At 64.6% G+C, this 15,589-nt stretch carries 13 protein-coding genes; 2 read left to right on the top strand and 11 right to left on the bottom strand.

Going from position 1 to position 15,589, the window contains the following annotated elements; genetic code table 11:
• Positions 1-22 precede the first annotated feature (22 nt).
• On the bottom strand, positions 23-388 hold the full coding sequence (locus NKJ28_RS16790) for a RidA family protein (protein ID WP_023675940.1): 366 nt from the start codon (positions 386-388) through the stop codon (positions 23-25).
• Positions 389-746: 358 nt separating this feature from the next.
• Positions 747-1,175 carry an Lrp/AsnC family transcriptional regulator gene (locus tag NKJ28_RS16795; protein ID WP_023675939.1) on the bottom strand — a complete coding sequence of 143 codons (429 nt, stop codon included), beginning with the start codon at positions 1,173-1,175 and terminating at the stop codon, positions 747-749.
• 123 nt (positions 1,176-1,298) lie between these two features.
• Between NKJ28_RS16795 and NKJ28_RS16800 the strand changes: the two genes are divergently transcribed.
• Positions 1,299-2,402 (top strand): saccharopine dehydrogenase family protein, encoded by a 1,104-nt coding sequence (locus NKJ28_RS16800; RefSeq protein ID WP_352636486.1) that lies wholly within the window; start codon positions 1,299-1,301, stop codon positions 2,400-2,402.
• A gap of 168 nt (positions 2,403-2,570) precedes the next feature.
• Here the strand turns inward: NKJ28_RS16800 and lpdA are convergent, their stop codons facing one another.
• From lpdA to NKJ28_RS16820, 4 genes are all read right to left on the bottom strand, one after another.
• Positions 2,571-3,965 carry a dihydrolipoyl dehydrogenase gene (lpdA, locus tag NKJ28_RS16805; protein ID WP_352636487.1) on the bottom strand — a complete coding sequence of 465 codons (1,395 nt, stop codon included), beginning with the start codon at positions 3,963-3,965 and terminating at the stop codon, positions 2,571-2,573.
• A 246-nt stretch (positions 3,966-4,211) separates the two neighbouring features.
• The gene (locus tag NKJ28_RS16810) at positions 4,212-5,606 is read right to left on the bottom strand and encodes a dihydrolipoamide acetyltransferase family protein (RefSeq protein ID WP_352636488.1); all 1,395 of its coding nucleotides are present in this window, start codon (positions 5,604-5,606) and stop codon (positions 4,212-4,214) included.
• 9 nt (positions 5,607-5,615) lie between these two features.
• Positions 5,616-6,629 (bottom strand): alpha-ketoacid dehydrogenase subunit beta, encoded by a 1,014-nt coding sequence (locus NKJ28_RS16815; RefSeq protein ID WP_352636489.1) that lies wholly within the window; start codon positions 6,627-6,629, stop codon positions 5,616-5,618.
• Positions 6,630-6,631: 2 nt separating this feature from the next.
• A complete protein-coding gene (locus NKJ28_RS16820; protein WP_352636507.1) occupies positions 6,632-7,864 on the bottom strand; it encodes a 3-methyl-2-oxobutanoate dehydrogenase (2-methylpropanoyl-transferring) subunit alpha in 1,233 nt (410 codons plus the stop codon).
• Between the two features lie 432 nt (positions 7,865-8,296).
• On the opposite strand from NKJ28_RS16820, the gene holA reads away from it, so the two are divergent.
• The gene (holA, locus tag NKJ28_RS16825) at positions 8,297-9,343 is read left to right on the top strand and encodes a DNA polymerase III subunit delta (RefSeq protein ID WP_352636490.1); all 1,047 of its coding nucleotides are present in this window, start codon (positions 8,297-8,299) and stop codon (positions 9,341-9,343) included.
• A 228-nt stretch (positions 9,344-9,571) separates the two neighbouring features.
• On the opposite strand, the gene NKJ28_RS16830 is transcribed toward holA, so the two are convergent.
• The 5 genes from NKJ28_RS16830 to mnmE all read right to left on the bottom strand — a co-directional run bounded on the left by NKJ28_RS16830 (position 9,572) and on the right by mnmE (position 15,570).
• Positions 9,572-10,453, bottom strand: coding sequence for a ParB/RepB/Spo0J family partition protein (locus NKJ28_RS16830; RefSeq protein WP_352636491.1), 882 nt, complete (start codon positions 10,451-10,453; stop codon positions 9,572-9,574).
• A gap of 40 nt (positions 10,454-10,493) precedes the next feature.
• Positions 10,494-11,294, bottom strand: coding sequence for a ParA family protein (locus tag NKJ28_RS16835; RefSeq protein ID WP_352636492.1), 801 nt, complete (start codon positions 11,292-11,294; stop codon positions 10,494-10,496).
• A gap of 33 nt (positions 11,295-11,327) precedes the next feature.
• Entirely contained in the window at positions 11,328-11,969 is a 642-nt protein-coding gene (gene rsmG / locus NKJ28_RS16840; RefSeq protein ID WP_023675929.1) for a 16S rRNA (guanine(527)-N(7))-methyltransferase RsmG, read from the bottom strand.
• Positions 11,966-13,855, bottom strand: coding sequence for a tRNA uridine-5-carboxymethylaminomethyl(34) synthesis enzyme MnmG (mnmG, locus tag NKJ28_RS16845; RefSeq protein WP_352636493.1), 1,890 nt, complete (start codon positions 13,853-13,855; stop codon positions 11,966-11,968). The genes rsmG and mnmG overlap by 4 nt, the downstream gene beginning before the upstream one ends.
• Positions 13,856-14,241: 386 nt before the next feature.
• Complete coding sequence (mnmE, locus tag NKJ28_RS16850) at positions 14,242-15,570, bottom strand: tRNA uridine-5-carboxymethylaminomethyl(34) synthesis GTPase MnmE (RefSeq protein ID WP_352636494.1); 1,329 nt, start codon at positions 15,568-15,570, stop codon at positions 14,242-14,244.
• Positions 15,571-15,589 lie beyond the last annotated feature (19 nt).

A 15,589-nucleotide genomic window follows, 5' to 3' on the forward strand; every position in this document is an offset into this window, starting at 1 on the left:
CGCGCCTGTCTCCACTTTCCCGTCAGGCCGGCCTGTAGGCAACGGCCTCGACCTCGATCTTGATGTCGATCATCAGCCGCGACTCCACTGTCGTGCGCGCCGGCGGGTCTTTCGGGAAATGCCTGGCATAGACGGTGTTGAAAATGCCGAAATCGCGGGCGTCTTCGAGCCAGACCGTCGTCTTGACTACGTCGTCGAGGGTACAGCCGGCCAGCGCCAGTGCCGCCTTGACGTTCGACAGCACCTGCTCGGTCTGTTCGGCGATGCCGCCCTTGACCACCAGCCCGTCTGTGCCGACCGGCACCTGGCCTGAGACATAGACGAAATCGCCGGCCCTGACCGCCGGCGACAACGGCACATGGGATTTTCCAAAACACTGCTTGGGCAAGGAGGCCTCCTGTCTAGGTTCTTTGGGTGAACGCGCGGTGCTGCGAGAGATAGGGGGCGGCTGCACGCCATCGATCCACATTTTGAAAGCCTATATCGCTTTGCTGCGGTAACGCCACAACGATCACCGCCCTTGGTGATCCTTCGCGACCCCCTCTGTCCTGCCCTCTTTGCGATCACTTGGCATCTCCCCCTCTAGTGGGGAGATCGGCAGCTTCGCCGATAGCATCCATTCAGCCACCTTGGAGATTGGCGAAAGCCGCGGTGACATCCAATCTCCCCCTGGAGGGGGAGATGCCCGGCAGGGCAGAGAGGGGGGCGCTGTCCCGACAGCGTCTGGACCCGCGACACCAGCCGGCTCAGCGGTCGATCCGCGTCGACAGGATGATCGACGACGACGTGCGCTCGACTCCGTCCATGGCGCCGATCTGGTCGAGAAGCGTGTCGAGATCCCTGATCGACGGCGCCTCGACGATGACGATCATATCGAAATTGCCGCTGACCGAGTGCAGCGTGCGAACCGGTGCCAGCGCCTGCAGGCTGCGCACCACCTTGTCGGCAAGCTTGGGGGTGACGGTGAGCAGGACATGCGCCCTGACCAGCCCCTGCTCGTAATCCGGCAACAGCCTGACCCCGTAGCCGGCGATGATGCCGCGCTGTTCCAGCCGCTCGATCCGGCTTTGCACCGTTGTTCGTGAGACGCCGAGCCGCCGCGCCAGTTCGGCGGTCGAGGCGCGCGCATTGGTGCGCAGCAGGGAAAGCAGAGCCTGGTCGGCATCGCTGAGCATTTCGACGAACCTTACCGGCACATTGCCCAAAGAGAGGCTGCGTTTCGTACAATCTCACGCTTCCTTTCGACAGGCAAGCTGCGATTCTAACCGTGAATTTAGCATTGGTGCGAGGGACCGGTCATGAAGGAAATCATCGTCGTCGGCGCCGGCAAGATCGGCTCGACCATTGCCGAGATGCTGGCTTCCACGGGCGACTACCATGTCACGCTCATCGACCGCTCGGCGGCGCAGCTCGGCGCGGCCGAACTGTCTGAAACGGTCGAGACGCTGGAACTCGATATCGAAGCCGCCGGCACGCTCGAAGCCGCCTTGGCCGGCAAGTTCGCGGTGCTCAGCGCCGCGCCCTTCCATCTGACCACGCGCATCGCCGAGGCGGCGGCCAGTGCCGGCGTGCATTATCTCGATCTGACCGAGGACGTCGTCAGCACCAGGCGCGTCAAGGAACTGGCGCGTTCCGGCAACAGCGCCTTCATTCCGCAATGCGGCTTGGCGCCGGGCTTCATCTCGATCGTTGCCAACGATCTCGCCAGCCGCTTCGACACGCTGGAAAGCGTGCGCATGCGGGTCGGCGCGCTGCCGCAATACCCGTCGAATGCGCTGAACTACAATCTGACCTGGAGCACCGACGGCGTCATCAACGAATATTGCGAGCCGTGCGAGGCGATCGTCGAAGGCGAGCTTGTCGAAGTGCCGCCGCTGGAGGAGCGTGAAGAATTCTCGCTCGACGGCGTCACCTACGAGGCGTTCAACACCTCGGGCGGGCTGGGCACGCTGGCCGAAACGCTGAAAGGCAAGGTGCGGACGCTGAACTACCGCACCATCCGCTATCCCGGCCATGCCGCGATCATGAAGGCGCTGCTCAACGACCTCGGCCTGCGCCACCGCCGCGACGTGCTGAAGGACATTTTCGAAAGCGCCCTGCCGGCGACGCTGCAGGACGTGGTCATCGTCTTCGTCACCGTCAGCGGCCGCAAGAACGGCCGCCTGCTGCAAGAGACCTACGCCAACAAGATCTACGCCAAGCGCGTCGGCGAAACGGTGCGCAGCGCCATCCAGATCACCACCGCCTCCGCCGTCTGCGCGGTGCTCGACATGCTGGCCGACGGCACCTTGCCGGCCAGGGGCTTCATCAAGCAGGAGGACATCGCCCTCGACGCCTTCCTGGCCAACCGCTTCGGCCGCGCCTATGCGCAGCACGAAATGGTTAGCCGGCTTGCAGGATGAGCTGCGTAATCTCCCCCCTCGAGGGGGAGATGTCGCCGAAGGCGACAGAGGGGGTCGCCTCGCGTAGAGCGCCAACCTCCATCTGTCGCAAGGGAGGTCGCATCCAGTCGAACCGACCCCCTCTGGCCTGCCGGCCATCTCCCCCTCAAGGGGGGAGAGCGCGAGCCCTCAGACATGCACCGCCCGCCCCAGCGCCTTCAGCGCCGCTTCCTGAAAACCCTCGCCCTGTGTCGGATGGGCATGGATCGTCCCGGCGATATCCTCCAGCGTCGCGCCCATCTCCAGCGCCAGCCCAAAGGCCGTCGACAGTTCCGACACGCCCTGGCCGACGGCCTGGATGCCAAGCACCAGATGGTTGTCCGCCCGCGCCACTACCCGGACGAATCCGTCCTCGCCCAACTTCGTCATCGCCCGGCCATTGGCGGTGAAGGGAAACAGTCCGACCTTGATCTCGCCACGGGTCTTGGCCTCCTCCGGCGACAGGCCTGCGGTGACCAGCTCCGGATCGGTGAAACAGACAGCCGGGATCGCTCGTCTGTCCCAGCTGCGCTTGTGGCCGGCGACGATCTCGGCGACCATTTCGCCTTGCGCCATGGCCCGGTGCGCCAGCATCGGCTCGCCGGTGACGTCGCCAATGGCAAAGATTCCACGCATCGAGCTGCGGCACTGGTCGTCGATGCGGATGAAGGGTCCGGCCATGTCGAGGTCGATCTGCTCCAACCCCCAGCCTTCGGTCACCGGCTTGCGACCGACCGTGACAAGCACCTTGTCGGCGGCAATCTTGCCGTTCTTGCCGCCATTCGTCTCGACCAGCAGCGCGTCGCGCTTAGTGGACAGCCCCTTGGCCTTGGCGTTCACGAGCACCTCGATGCCGAGTTCGGCCAGCCGCTTCACCACCGGTCGGGTCAGTTCCGCATCATATTGCGCCAGCACGCGCGGCAACGCCTCGACCACCGTCACCTTGGCGCCCAGCTTGGCAAAGGCGATGCCGAGTTCCAGCCCGATATAGCCGCCGCCGACCACCGCCAGCCTCTCCGGAACTTCGCTCAGCGCCAGCGCCTCGGTCGACGAAATGACCGGCCCGCCGAACGGCGGCGATGGCAGCTCGACCGGCGCCGAGCCGGTCGCTATCACCACCGTTTCGGCTCGGATCACCTGCATGCCGATCTCGGTCTCGACGGCAACGGTCTTGCCGTCGCGAAATGTCGCCCAGCCATGCACCGTCTTCACGCCAGCTTTCTTCAGCAGGCCGGCGACGCCGTTGTTCAGCCGGCTAACGATCCCGTCTTTCCAGGCAATGGTCGCCGCGAGATCAAGCGACGGTGCCGCGACCGTTATGCCGAGCGGACTTTTGCCGCCGGCCATGTGCGAGAGCTTTTCGAACTCTTCGGCTGCATGGATCAGCGCCTTTGACGGGATGCAGCCGACATTGAGGCAAGTGCCGCCCGGTTTGCCTGCCTCGACGATCACTGTGTCGATGCCAAGCTGCCCGGCGCGGATGGCACAGACATAGCCGCCCGGACCGGCGCCGATGACCAGCAGCTTGCAGGAGATTTCCTTCATCATTGCACCTTAGTTCGACGAGCCGGCGGGGCAGCACCCCCCTCTGTCCTGCCGGACATCTCCCCCTCAAGGGGGGAGATTGGCAGCTTTCGCGTTCGGCTTAGTCCTGCAAAGCTGGAGATTGGCGAAAGGCGGGATGACGGCCGATCTCCCCCCTTGAGGGGGAGATGCCCGGTAGGGCAGAGGGGGGCGCGAAGGATCGCTACTGCTCTCATCTCGCGCCCCTGCGATCCTCTGTTCATCTCATCATTCCACAAAAATCAGCGCCGGCGTCTCCAGCAGCGCCTTTATCCGCTGGATAAATACCGCCGCGTCCCAGCCGTCGACGACGCGGTGGTCGAAGCTGGAGGACAGGTTCATCATTTTGCGCGGGATGAACTGGCTGCCGTCCCATACCGGCCGCACCATCATCTTGTTGACGCCGACGATCGCCACTTCCGGATGATTGATCACCGGCGTCGTCGCCACGCCGCCCATGGCGCCCAGCGAAGTGATGGTGATGGTCGATCCCGAGAGTTCGTCGCGCGTCGCCGTGCCGGATTTTGCTGCCTCGGCCAGCCTGACAACCTCGGCTGCACAGTCCCAGATGTCGCGCGCCTCGGCGTGCTTGACCACCGGCACCATCAGCCCGGAAGCCGTCTGCGCGGCGATGCCGATATGGACGCCGCCATGCTGGTGGACGATGCCGGCTTCGTCGTCGAACAGTGCGTTGACATTGGGCTGGTCGGCGATTGCCTTGACCATCGCCCGCATCAAGAACGGCAGCAGCGTCAGCTTCGGCCTGTCCCCGCCCGGCCGCTTCTCCTTGTTGAGCGCGGCGCGCAAATCCTCGAGCGCGGTGACGTCGATCTCCTCGACATAGGTGATATGCGGGATGCGCGACTTGGCCAGCGTCATCTTCTCGGCGATCTTTCGCCTGAGCCCGACTATCTTGATGTCCTTGACCGCCTCGTTGCGGGCAAGGCCGGAAACCTTGGCGAGCAGAGGTCCGCGCGCCAGGAAAGCCTCGATGTCCTCATGCTGGATGCGGCCGGCCGGGCCGGTTCCCGGGACCTGCCGAAGGTCGATGCCGGCCTCTTTCGCCCTCATGCGGACGGCCGGTGAGGCCAGTGGCTTTTCGCCCTCCGGACGCGGCGCGCCGGAGGTCCGCGCAGTACCCCCACCGGCGGCAGTACCCCCACCCCTAACCCCTCCCCACAAGGGAGAGGGGGATTCGCCACCCGCCGCACTTAGTCCCTTATGCGTTGGTGTTTTTCCAGATGATCGTGGAGCGGTCTCGGGTTCGGCCTTGGAGGTTGCGGCACGTCCCCCTCCCCCTTGTGGGGAGGGGTTAGGGGTGGGGGTATTCTTGGCGCCCGCCTCAGTGGCCTGCGACGCAGCATCCCTGACATTACCCTCGCCCGCCACCTTCAACCTGACAATCGGCGAGCCGATCGCCACCGTGTCGCCGATCTCGGCGCCCAACCAGACGATTTCGCCATCGACGGGCGAAGGAATTTCGACCGTCGCCTTGTCGGTCATGACAGCGGCCAGCACGGCATCCTCGCGCACGAGATCGCCGACCTTGACCTGCCATTCGACGAGCTCGGCCTCGGCTACGCCTTCGCCGACATCGGGCAGCTTGATGACATATTCGCCCATCGTCCCCCCTCAGGCTTCCATCGTTTCGACCAGCGCGCGGCCTAGCCGGGCAGGACCGGGAAAATAGTCCCACTCCTGCGCATGAGGATAGGGCGTGTCCCAGCCGGTGACCCGCGCCACCGGCGCTTCCAGATGGTAGAAGCAGTTCTCCTGGACCAGCGCCGACAGCTCGGCGCCGAACCCCGATGTCAGCGTCGCCTCGTGCACGACCACGCAGCGCCTGGTCTTGCTGACCGAGGCGACGATCGTCTCGAGGTCGAGCGGCAGCAGCGTTCTCAGATCGATGATCTCGGCATCGATGCCGGTCTCCTCGGCCGCCGCCTGGGCGACATAGACCATCGTGCCATAGGCAAGCACAGTGACTGCCGCGCCCTGCCTGCGGATCACCGCCTTGCCGAGCGGCACCGTGTAATGGCCGTCGGCGACTTCGCCGAGCTCATGTTTCGACCATGGCGTTACCGGCCGCTCATGATGACCGTCGAAAGGCCCATTATAAAGCCGCTTCGGTTCCAGGAAGATCACCGGGTCCGGATCCTCTATCGACGCGATCAAAAGGCCCTTGGCGTCATGCGGGTTCGAGGGCACCACGACTTTCAGGCCGGAGACGTGGGTGAACAGCGCCTCCGGGCTCTGGCTGTGGGTCTGGCCGCCGAAAATGCCGCCGCCGGTCGGCATTCTCACGACGATCGGGCAGGTGAAATCGCCGTTCGACCGGTAGCGCAGCCGCGCCGCTTCCGAGACGATCTGGTCATAGGCCGGATATACATAGTCGGCAAACTGCACCTCGACGCAAGGCTTCAGCCCGTAGGCGGCCATGCCGATGGCGGCGCCGACAATGCCGGATTCGCTGATCGGCGCATCGAAGCAGCGGCCTTTGCCGTATTTCGCCTGCAGGCCCTGCGTGCAGCGGAAGACGCCGCCGAAGAAGCCGACATCCTCGCCGAACACGATGACGCGCTCGTCGCGCGCCATCGACACGTCCATGGCGTCGCGGATCGCCTCGATCATGGTCCGCCGCGGCATGGTCAGACCCCTGCCTGTTGGCGCTGGCGCCTGAGATGCGGCGGCATCTCGGCATAGACGCCCTCGAACATGTCGCGCGCCGAGGGCTTGCCGCCGGCATGCAGGGTGCCATGGCGCTCGGCCTCCCGCTGCGCTGAAATCACCGTGTCGAGGATTTCCGCCTCGGCCTGGGCGTGGCGTTCGTCAGACCAGACGCCGCGCTGGATGAGATGGTTCTTCAGCCTGACGATCGGGTCGCCGAGCGGCCAGGCATCGGACTCGGCCTTCGGCCGGTAAGCCGACGGGTCGTCGGAGCTGGAATGGGCGCCGACGCGGTAAGTGACGTATTCGACCAGCGTCGGCCCGAGATTGCTGCGCGCCCGTTCCGCCGCCCATTTGGCCACCGCATGGACGGCGAGATAGTCGTTGCCGTCGACGCGCAGCGACGGAATACCGAAGCCGAGCCCACGGGCGGCAAAAGTGCCGGAACCGCCGCGGGCGATGCCCTGGAAGGTCGAGATCGCCCACTGGTTGTTGACGACGTTGAGCACGACCGGCGCCTTGTAGGTCGAGGCGAACACCAGCGCCGAATGGAAGTCGGACTCGGCGGTCGAGCCGTCGCCGATCCAGGCGGCGGCGATCTTCTGGTCATTGCTGATCGCCGAAGCCATCGCCCAGCCGACCGCCTGGATGTACTGCGTCGCCAGATTGCCGGAGATCGAGAAGAAGCCGTGCTCCTTCGACGAATACATGATCGGCAATTGCCGTCCTTTCAGCGGATCGGCCTCGTTCGAATAGATCTGGTTCATCATCGTGACCATCGGGTAGCCGTCGGCGATGAGCAGGCCGGCCTGCCGATAGGTCGGAAAATTCATGTCGCCCCGCGACAGCGCCTTGCGGAAGGCGCAGCTCACCGCCTCTTCGCCGAGGTGCTGCATGTAGAAAGAGGTCTTGCCCTGGCGCTGCGCCATCTGCATGCGCGCATCGAAGCTGCGCAGCGTCATCATATGGCGCAGCCCCTCCAGCAACTCGTCGTCCGAAAGCAGCCCTGCCCACGGCCCGACGGCCTCGCCGGCGCGGTTGAGCACGCGGATGATCGAGAAGGCCAGATCGCGGATGTCGCGCGGGTCGACGTCGATCTTCGGGCGCGGCACCGAGCCAGCTTTTGGAATGCTCACATTGGAGAAATCCGGCGTCCCGCCCGGCCGCACTTCCGGTTCCGGAACATGGAAGCGCAGCATTCCGGCATCGGCCATGATCTCGGTCCTCCACTGTTGCCCGGCCAGGATATTTGCACACCGCCAGACCAGTGCCAATTCGTCGGGCGAGGCTTCGCTGCCGCCGACATTGGCTACCCCGGCAGACAGGATGGAGATATGTCGGCGAAATTTCTTGTCGATCTTCCGCGCCGGCGCGCAATTTGGGAGATGATTGCGCCGGGTTTCCCGCCAGATAAGGCAATGCGTCGGGTTGGTCGGCGCGAGCACCTCCTTCTCCCCTTGTGGGAGAAGGTGGCCGAGCGAAGCTCGGTCGGATGAGGGGTGTTCCAGCTTGGCATCGACAGCACTCCGGCCGGCACCCCTCAACCGTCTTGGAGCTACGCGCCAATTCACCTTCTCCCACAAGGGGGAGAAGGAAAGGAGGGCGGCGCCGTTCACCCCGCGCCCGCGTCATGCTAATCAGCGCCTATGGCACAAAAGAAAGCATACGAGGTCGATGCATGGCTCGCGAAGCCGGATCCGCGCGTCTCGATCGTGCTGCTTTACGGTCCCGATCGCGGGCTGGTTGCCGAGCGGGCAAAGGCCTTTGCCGGCAAGACCGGCCTGCCGCTTGACGATCCGTTCTCGGTCGTCAGGCTGGACGGTTCGGAGGTCGATCGCGACGAGGGCCGCCTGCTCGACGAGGCCCGCACCGTGCCGATGTTTTCGGAGCGGCGCCTGCTATGGGTGCGCAATGCCGGCGCCCAGAAGGCGCTTGCCGACGACGTCAAGGCGCTGACCGTCGAGCCCGCGCGGGACGCGATCATTCTCATCGAGGCCGGCGACCTGAAGAAGGGCGTCGGCCTGCGCGCCGTGGTGGAGGCGGCGGACAATGCCATGGCATTGCCTTGCTATGCCGATGAGGCCAGGGACATCGATACGGTCATCGACGACGAATTGCGCAAGGCCGGCATGTCGATGACGCTGGAGGCGCGGCAGGCGCTGCGCCGCAATCTCGGCGGCGACCGGCTGGCCTCGCGGGGCGAAATCGAAAAGCTGGTGCTTTACGCGCATGGCCAGGCCGAAATCGGCCTCGACGACGTCAAGGCGACGTCTGGCGATGTCTCGGGCCTCTCCTTCGATGCGGCGGTCGACGCCCTGCTCGAAGGCAGGATCGCCGACTTCGATACCGCCTTCACCCGCCATTGCCAGTCCGGCGGCCAGCCCTTTCTGGTACTTTCATCGGCGATGCGGCAGTTGCAGGCGATCCAGGCGATGCGCGGCCAGATGGACGCCGGCGGCCGCAATGCCGCTTCGGTCGTAGCCGCGGCGCGCCCGCCGGTTTTTTTCTCCAGGCGCAAGCTGGTCGAGAAAGCCCTCGAACGGTGGAGCAGCGAAGCGCTCGGCCGCGCCCTCAACCGCCTGCAGACGGCGATCCTGCAGACACGCCGGCGGCCGGATCTGTCGGTCGCGCTGGCACGCCAGGCCCTGCTCGGCATCGCCGTGGAGAGCGCAAGGCTGGCGCAGCGCACCTAATCTCCCCCCTTGAGGGGGAGATGTCGCCAAAGGCGACAGAGGGGGTCACAGCGCGTAGAACACCAGCCCCTTCCGCGAAGACAGAGGACGTGGGCGCTTGAAATTTGACGACCCCTTCTGGCCTGCCGGCCATCTCCCCCTCAAGGGGGGAGATTAACTACTTCGACGATTTCGCCAATCACCGCGCGGCAGCAAAACGTTATTTGCCGGCTAATTTTAGCAACCTACCTACTCCCGCTTCAGCCTTCGGCAAAGCTCGTCAAGCTGCTCCAGCGTCCGGTAGGCGACGCTGATCACGCCGCCGCGCTGGCTGTGCTCGATCGTGACGATCATGCCGATCGTGCTGGTCATCAGCCGCTCCAGCGCCAGCGTGTCGGCATCCTTTTGCGGCGGTGCGGCGGGCTGGCGCTTTGCCGCCGGCGCGCCGACCGGCATCTGCGCCAAGGCTTCGGCCTGGCGCACCGAAAGCCCTTCGTCGATGATCCGCTTGGCAAGCCCGGCCGGGTCGTCGGCCGTCACCAGGGTACGGGCGTGGCCGGCCGAGAGCGCGCCGTCGACCAGCATGTCGCGGATGACGTCGGGCAGCTTGAGCAGCCTCAGCGTGTTGGCGACATGGCTGCGGCTCTTGCCGATCACCTGGCCGAGATCGGCTTGGGTATAGCCGTGGTCGTCGATCAGCTGCTGATAGCCCAGCGCCTCCTCGACCGGGTTGAGGTCGGTGCGCTGGACGTTTTCGATGATCGCCAGTTCGAGCGCCGTGCGATCGTTGACGTCGCGTACGATGATCGGGATTTCGGTCAGCCCGGCGCGTTGCGCCGCGCGCCAACGACGCTCGCCGGCGATGATCTCGTAGCGGCCCGTTTGGGTTTTCGACGGCCGCGCCACCACCGGCTGCACCACGCCATGTTCGCGGATCGACTGGGCGAGATCGGTCAGGTCGGCGTCGCCAAAATGCCGGCGCGGGTTTTTGGGATTGGGGCTGAGGAACTCGATCGGCACCTTGCCGTCGGCCGCCAGCCCGGGCTTTTCCGGTGCCGCCGGGCGATCGATTTCGCCGATCAGCGCCGCCAGTCCCCGTCCCAGTCTTTTCCTCGAAGGGTCTTCGTTCATCGTCCGTCCAGATCGTTTCGGTGTCGAATCGGCTTATTGTTCAGGCAGCACGCAATTTGCGCTCGCGGCGGATGACTTCCGAAGCAAGCTGCAGATAGGCCTGGCTGCCCGAGCATTTGAGGTCGTAGAGAATCGCCGGCTTGCCATAGGATGGCGCCTCGGAAACGCGGACATTGCGCGGGATGACGGTTTCATAGACCTTGTCGCCCATATGCGCCCGCACATCCTGCACCACCTGGTTGGCGAGATTGTTGCGCCCGTCGAACATGGTCAGCACGATGCCCTGGATCGTCAGGTCGGGGTTGATCGAGCGGCGCACCTGCTCGACCGTCTCCAAAAGCTGGCTCAGGCCCTCCAGCGCGAAGAACTCGCACTGCAGCGGCACCAGCACCGAATCGGCCGCAGCCATCGAATTCAGTGTCAGCAGGTTGAGCGACGGCGGGCAGTCGATCAGCACATAGCCGAAGTTGGCCGAGCGCTCGGCCGAAGCCCGCAGCGCGTTGCGCAGCCGCAGCACCCGATCCGGCGCCGAGGCGATTTCCATCTCGATGCCGAGCAGGTCGAGCGTCGACGGTACGATCGACAGGCCAGGCACCGCCGTCGGGATCGCCGCCGCTTCGAGATCCAGCTCGCCGGTCAGCACATCATAGGACGAGACGCTGCGGTCGCGCCGGTCGATGCCAAGCCCGGTGCTGGCATTGCCCTGCGGGTCGAGATCGACGATCAGCACCTGTTCGCCTATGGCCGCCAGCGCGGTGGCCAGATTGATGGCCGTCGTCGTCTTGCCGACGCCGCCCTTCTGGTTGGCGACGGTGATGATTCGGGGGCCGTTCTTCATCATGGGTCTATGCCAGAAATTCATTTGGGTCGCCGGTCACAAGCCAGGGTGCTGTCGCAAGTCGGATACTTCGAGAATGACGCCCTGCGCGTCGGTTGCACTGGCATGTTCTACCAGATCGAAAGACCATCGTTGAGCGCTTTCTGCCAATTCGGCGCGGTAATCCCGGCCTTTGTGAAACAGGCCGCGCGACCCCTTGGTCAGCCACGGTGCCGCCAGGTTGAGCAAAGCCGGCAGCGAGGCGAGTGCCCTGGCTGTGACGATTTGCGGTGCTGGAACAAGAGGATAGCTGTCGTCGATGCGGCGCGCGATAACCTTGGCGGGCAGGCTGAACTGTCCGATGACCGCTTGCAGGAACGATGCTTTTTTCCGGTTGCTTTCAACCAGGTCGATACCGGCGCCGTCCCGCTCGGCAAGCAAAAAGGCCAGCACAAGGCCCGGAAACCCACCGCCGGAGCCGAGATCGACCCAGCGCTTCGCCTCTGGTTTGATTCGCGCCAGCTGCGCGCTGTCGAGGATGTGGCGGCGCCAGACATCGTCCTGCGTCGATTGCGCGGCCAGATTGATCCGGCGGTTCCATTTCTGGAAGACGGCCTCGAACTCGACCAGGCGATCGAATGTTTCACGTGAAACCGGGCCCGCTGCCGTCTGCAGGTTTGCCCAGGACGCAGCGCTCACGCGACCTGCTTTCGCGCGGCCGCCTCGGCATTGCGGACATGGGCGACAATAATCGCCAGCGCCGCCGGCGTCATGCCTTCCATGCGTTGCGCATCGGCAATCGAGCGCGGCTGGCGTGCCAGCATCTTCTGCTTCAACTCGTTCGACAGGCCGGGAACAGAAGCAAAGTCGAGCGACTCGGGAATAAGCCTGCTCTCCTCATGCCTGATCTGCGAAACATCGGCCTGCTGGCGGTCGAGATAGACAGAATATTTGGCTTCCGTTTCAAGACGTTCGGCCGTTTTGCTGTCGATCGCCGCGAAAGCCGGATCGACCCGCGCCAGCCAAGCGATGTCGACGCCGGGATAGGCCAGCAACTCATAGGCCGAGCGACGGACGCCGTCCCGGTTGATTTCGAGCCCATGGCGCGCTGCCTCATTGGGGGTCATGGTGGTGCCGAGGGCGAGCTGTCGCGCCTTCTCAAGGTCTTGCATACCATTGTTGAACCGCTGCATCCGCTCCGGCGAGGCAATCCCCAGCCTTATCGCCAGTGGCGTCAGCCGCTCATCGGCGTTGTCGGCTCGCAGCGAAAGCCGGAACTCGGCCCGCGAGGTGAACATGCGGTACGGCTCGGCGATGCCGCGGCTGGTCAAATCGTCGACCATCACGCCGATATAGGCTTCGGTGCGGCTCAGCACGATTTCTTCGCTCGCCGACGCCTTGCGCGCTGCATTCAAGCCGGCAAGCAGCCCTTGCGCGCCGGCCTCCTCGTAGCCGGTGGTGCCGTTGATCTGGCCGGCGAGGAAAAGGCCGGCGATCCGCCTGGTTTCCAGCGTTGGCTTGAGCTCGCGTGGATCGACATGGTCATACTCGATGGCATAGCCCGGCTGCAGCATGGTTGCCCGCTCCAGCCCCGGAATGGTCTTCAGGATGTCGAGTTGCACATCCTCGGGCAGCGAGGTCGAAATGCCGTTCGGGTACACCGTGTCGTCGTCCAGCCCTTCCGGCTCCAGAAAGATCTGGTGGCCTTCGCGGTCGCCGAACTTGACGATCTTGTCTTCGATCGACGGGCAATAACGCGGCCCGACGCCTTCGATCGACCCCGAATACATGGCCGAGCGGCCGAGATTGGCGCGAATCAGCTCGTGCGTTGCATTGGTCGTTCGGGTAATGCCGCAATGGATCTGCGGATTTTCGATGCGATCGGTCAGCAGCGAGAACGGCACGGGGTCCTCGTCCGCCGCCTGGCTCTCCAGTGACGCCCAATCGATCGTCCTGCCGTCCAGCCGCGGCGGCGTGCCGGTCTTCAGCCGCCCGAGCCTGAAGCCGGCGCGGCTCATCGTCGCCGACAGGCTGATGCTCGCCTGCTCGTTCATGCGGCCGGCGACGATCTTCTTTTCGCCGATATGGATCAGCCCGCGCAAAAAAGTGCCGGTCGTCAGCACCACGGCGCCGCAGGCGAACCTGCTCCCATCCGCCAATAGCACCGCCGCGATGCGTCCGTCGTCGATTTCCCCGTTGTTGATTTCGAAATCCAGCACCTCGCCTTCGATGACATCGAGGCCGGCCTGCTGGCGGATTGCCGCCTGCATGGCGAGGCGATAGAGTTTTCGGTCGGCCTGCGTTCGCGGACCACGCACCGCTGGCCCCTTGCGGCGGTTGAGCAGGCGGAACTGGATTCCGGCGGCATCCGCGACGCGCCCCATCAGCCCGTCCATGGCGTCGATCTCGCGAACCAGATGGCCCTTGCCGAGGCCGCCGATCGCCGGATTGCAGGACATCACGCCGATCGTGTCGAAGCGCAGCGTCACCAGCGCCGTCCTGGCGCCAGCCCGCGCAGCGGCACTGGCTGCCTCGCAACCAGCATGACCGCCGCCCACCACAACCACATCATAGTGATTGGTCATTTCAGAATCCCGAATTCAAGTGGACCGACACATGTCCCTGGAGGCACGCGCTGTCAAGGACGCAGGGCGCTTCAGACGCATGACTGCCCCCGACAATGCAGACAGAGATCGCCTGGCGCCGTTTTGTCTTTCCTTCTCCCCTTGTGGGAGAAGGTGGATTGGCGCGCAGCGCCAAGACGGTTGAGGGGTGCTGGACGGAGTGCAGGTGATGCCAAGCTGGAACACCCCTCATCCGACCGAGCTTCGCTCGGCCACCTTCTCCCACAAGGGGAGAAGGGGAGACGCTACGAGCGAGATCGTTTCACGTGAAACAGTACCCACCTATTCTTGGGCCCGTGTTTCACGTGAATCACCGCCGGTGCTCCTTCCCTTATGTTTCACGTGAGTCATTTTCCAATACAAAACTGCGAAAAAATCACATCGAGCATGTCTTCGACATCGACCGACCCAACGATTCGTCCGAGCCGATCCGCCGCCAGGCGCAGCTCCTCGGCCTGCAGTTCCTGGCCGCGATCACAACTGGCCACTGCTGCGAGCAGGAAGCGTTTCGTCTCGTTGAGCAGCTCGACATGCCGCAGCCGCGACGGCAGGATATCGCCGGCCTTGCCGATCTGGACTGCGGCACGACGCCCGATCTCGTCCAGCAGTTCGGCCAGACCCGTGCCGTCCCGCGTCGAGATAGCGAAATCATAGTGCGCCGCGGGCGAGGGCGATTTGCCCCCCAACAGGTCAATTTTTGTTCCGACCCTCAGCGCCTGAATGTCGCTCGTCAGCACACCGATCGCGATTGGGTCTGCCAGATCCTCCAGCAGCAACAGCAGATCAGCGCTGTGCGCCTTGGTCCTGGCTTTCTCGATGCCGATCGCCTCGATCATGCCAGGCGCCTCGCGCAGGCCGGCGGTGTCGGTTACCCTGACCCGCATCCCCTCAAGGTCCAGTACCACCTCGAGCAGGTCGCGGGTCGTGCCCGGCTCGTCGGTGACGATGGCCGCTTCGCGCCGCGCCAAGGCGTTGAACAGGCTGGACTTGCCGGCATTCGGCGCGCCGAGGATTACCACTTCGAACCCATCGCGAATGATTTCGGCAGCGCGGAAGCCGGCGACGTGGCGCTCTATTTCCCCGATCATCGCCCGGACATCGGACCAGACTGTATCGGCGACCGAGCCCGGCACGTCATCCTCGTCGGCAAAGTCGATCTCGGCCTCGATCATCGCGCGGGCGTGGATCAGCCGTCGGCGCCAGCCCAGATAGAGTTCGCTCTGCACGCCTTGGGCGTTGTGAACGGCAAAGCGCCGCTGCGCCTCGGTTTCGGCGTTGATGAGATCGGCCAGCGCCTCGGTTTCGACCAGATCGAGCTTGCCGTTGAGAAAGGCGCGGCGGGTGAATTCGCCAGGCTCGGCATGCCTGACGCCGTCGAAGGAGGCGATCGTTTCCAGCATCCTCGCCACAACGGCGCGCCCGCCATGCACATGGAACTCTGCAACGTCCTCGCCGGTAAAACTGTCGGGACCGGCAAAGAAGACGACCAGGCCGCTGTCCAGCACCGATCCGTCGGGCGCCCGGAACTTGCGATAGGTGGCAACGCGGTTTGACACCTTCGATCCCGCAATCGTTTCGACAGCGAATCGACTCTGCGGCCCGGAAATCCGGATCACTGCAATGCCGGCCGGCAGGCGCCCGCTCGACAGCGCCACGATGGAGTCTTTTGAAATCATTTGCCCGCTCTGCCGAAGC

Origin of the sequence: Mesorhizobium sp. M0145, from assembly GCF_040322355.1 — a bacterium.
In the GTDB taxonomy this organism is placed as follows: Bacteria; Pseudomonadota; Alphaproteobacteria; order Rhizobiales; family Rhizobiaceae; genus Mesorhizobium.

Bases quoted from the DNA above. Each gene is read 5' to 3' on its own strand.
- NKJ28_RS16835 (WP_352636492.1), bottom strand. From the start codon at position 11,294: ATGATGAAGAACGGCCCCCGAATCATCACCGTCGCCAACCAGAAGGGC.
- holA (WP_352636490.1), top strand. From the start codon at position 8,297: ATGGCACAAAAGAAAGCATACGAGGTCGATGCATGGCTCGCGAAGCCG.
- NKJ28_RS16820 (WP_352636507.1), bottom strand. From the start codon at position 7,864: ATGGCCGATGCCGGAATGCTGCGCTTCCATGTTCCGGAACCGGAAGTG.
- lpdA (WP_352636487.1), bottom strand. From the start codon at position 3,965: ATGAAGGAAATCTCCTGCAAGCTGCTGGTCATCGGCGCCGGTCCGGGC.
- NKJ28_RS16800 (WP_352636486.1), top strand. From the start codon at position 1,299: ATGAAGGAAATCATCGTCGTCGGCGCCGGCAAGATCGGCTCGACCATT.
- NKJ28_RS16795 (WP_023675939.1), bottom strand. From the start codon at position 1,175: ATGCTCAGCGATGCCGACCAGGCTCTGCTTTCCCTGCTGCGCACCAAT.
- mnmG (WP_352636493.1), bottom strand. From the start codon at position 13,855: ATGACCAATCACTATGATGTGGTTGTGGTGGGCGGCGGTCATGCTGGT.
- NKJ28_RS16810 (WP_352636488.1), bottom strand. From the start codon at position 5,606: ATGGGCGAATATGTCATCAAGCTGCCCGATGTCGGCGAAGGCGTAGCC.
- NKJ28_RS16815 (WP_352636489.1), bottom strand. From the start codon at position 6,629: ATGCCGCGGCGGACCATGATCGAGGCGATCCGCGACGCCATGGACGTG.
- NKJ28_RS16830 (WP_352636491.1), bottom strand. From the start codon at position 10,453: ATGAACGAAGACCCTTCGAGGAAAAGACTGGGACGGGGACTGGCGGCG.
- mnmE (WP_352636494.1), bottom strand. From the start codon at position 15,570: ATGATTTCAAAAGACTCCATCGTGGCGCTGTCGAGCGGGCGCCTGCCG.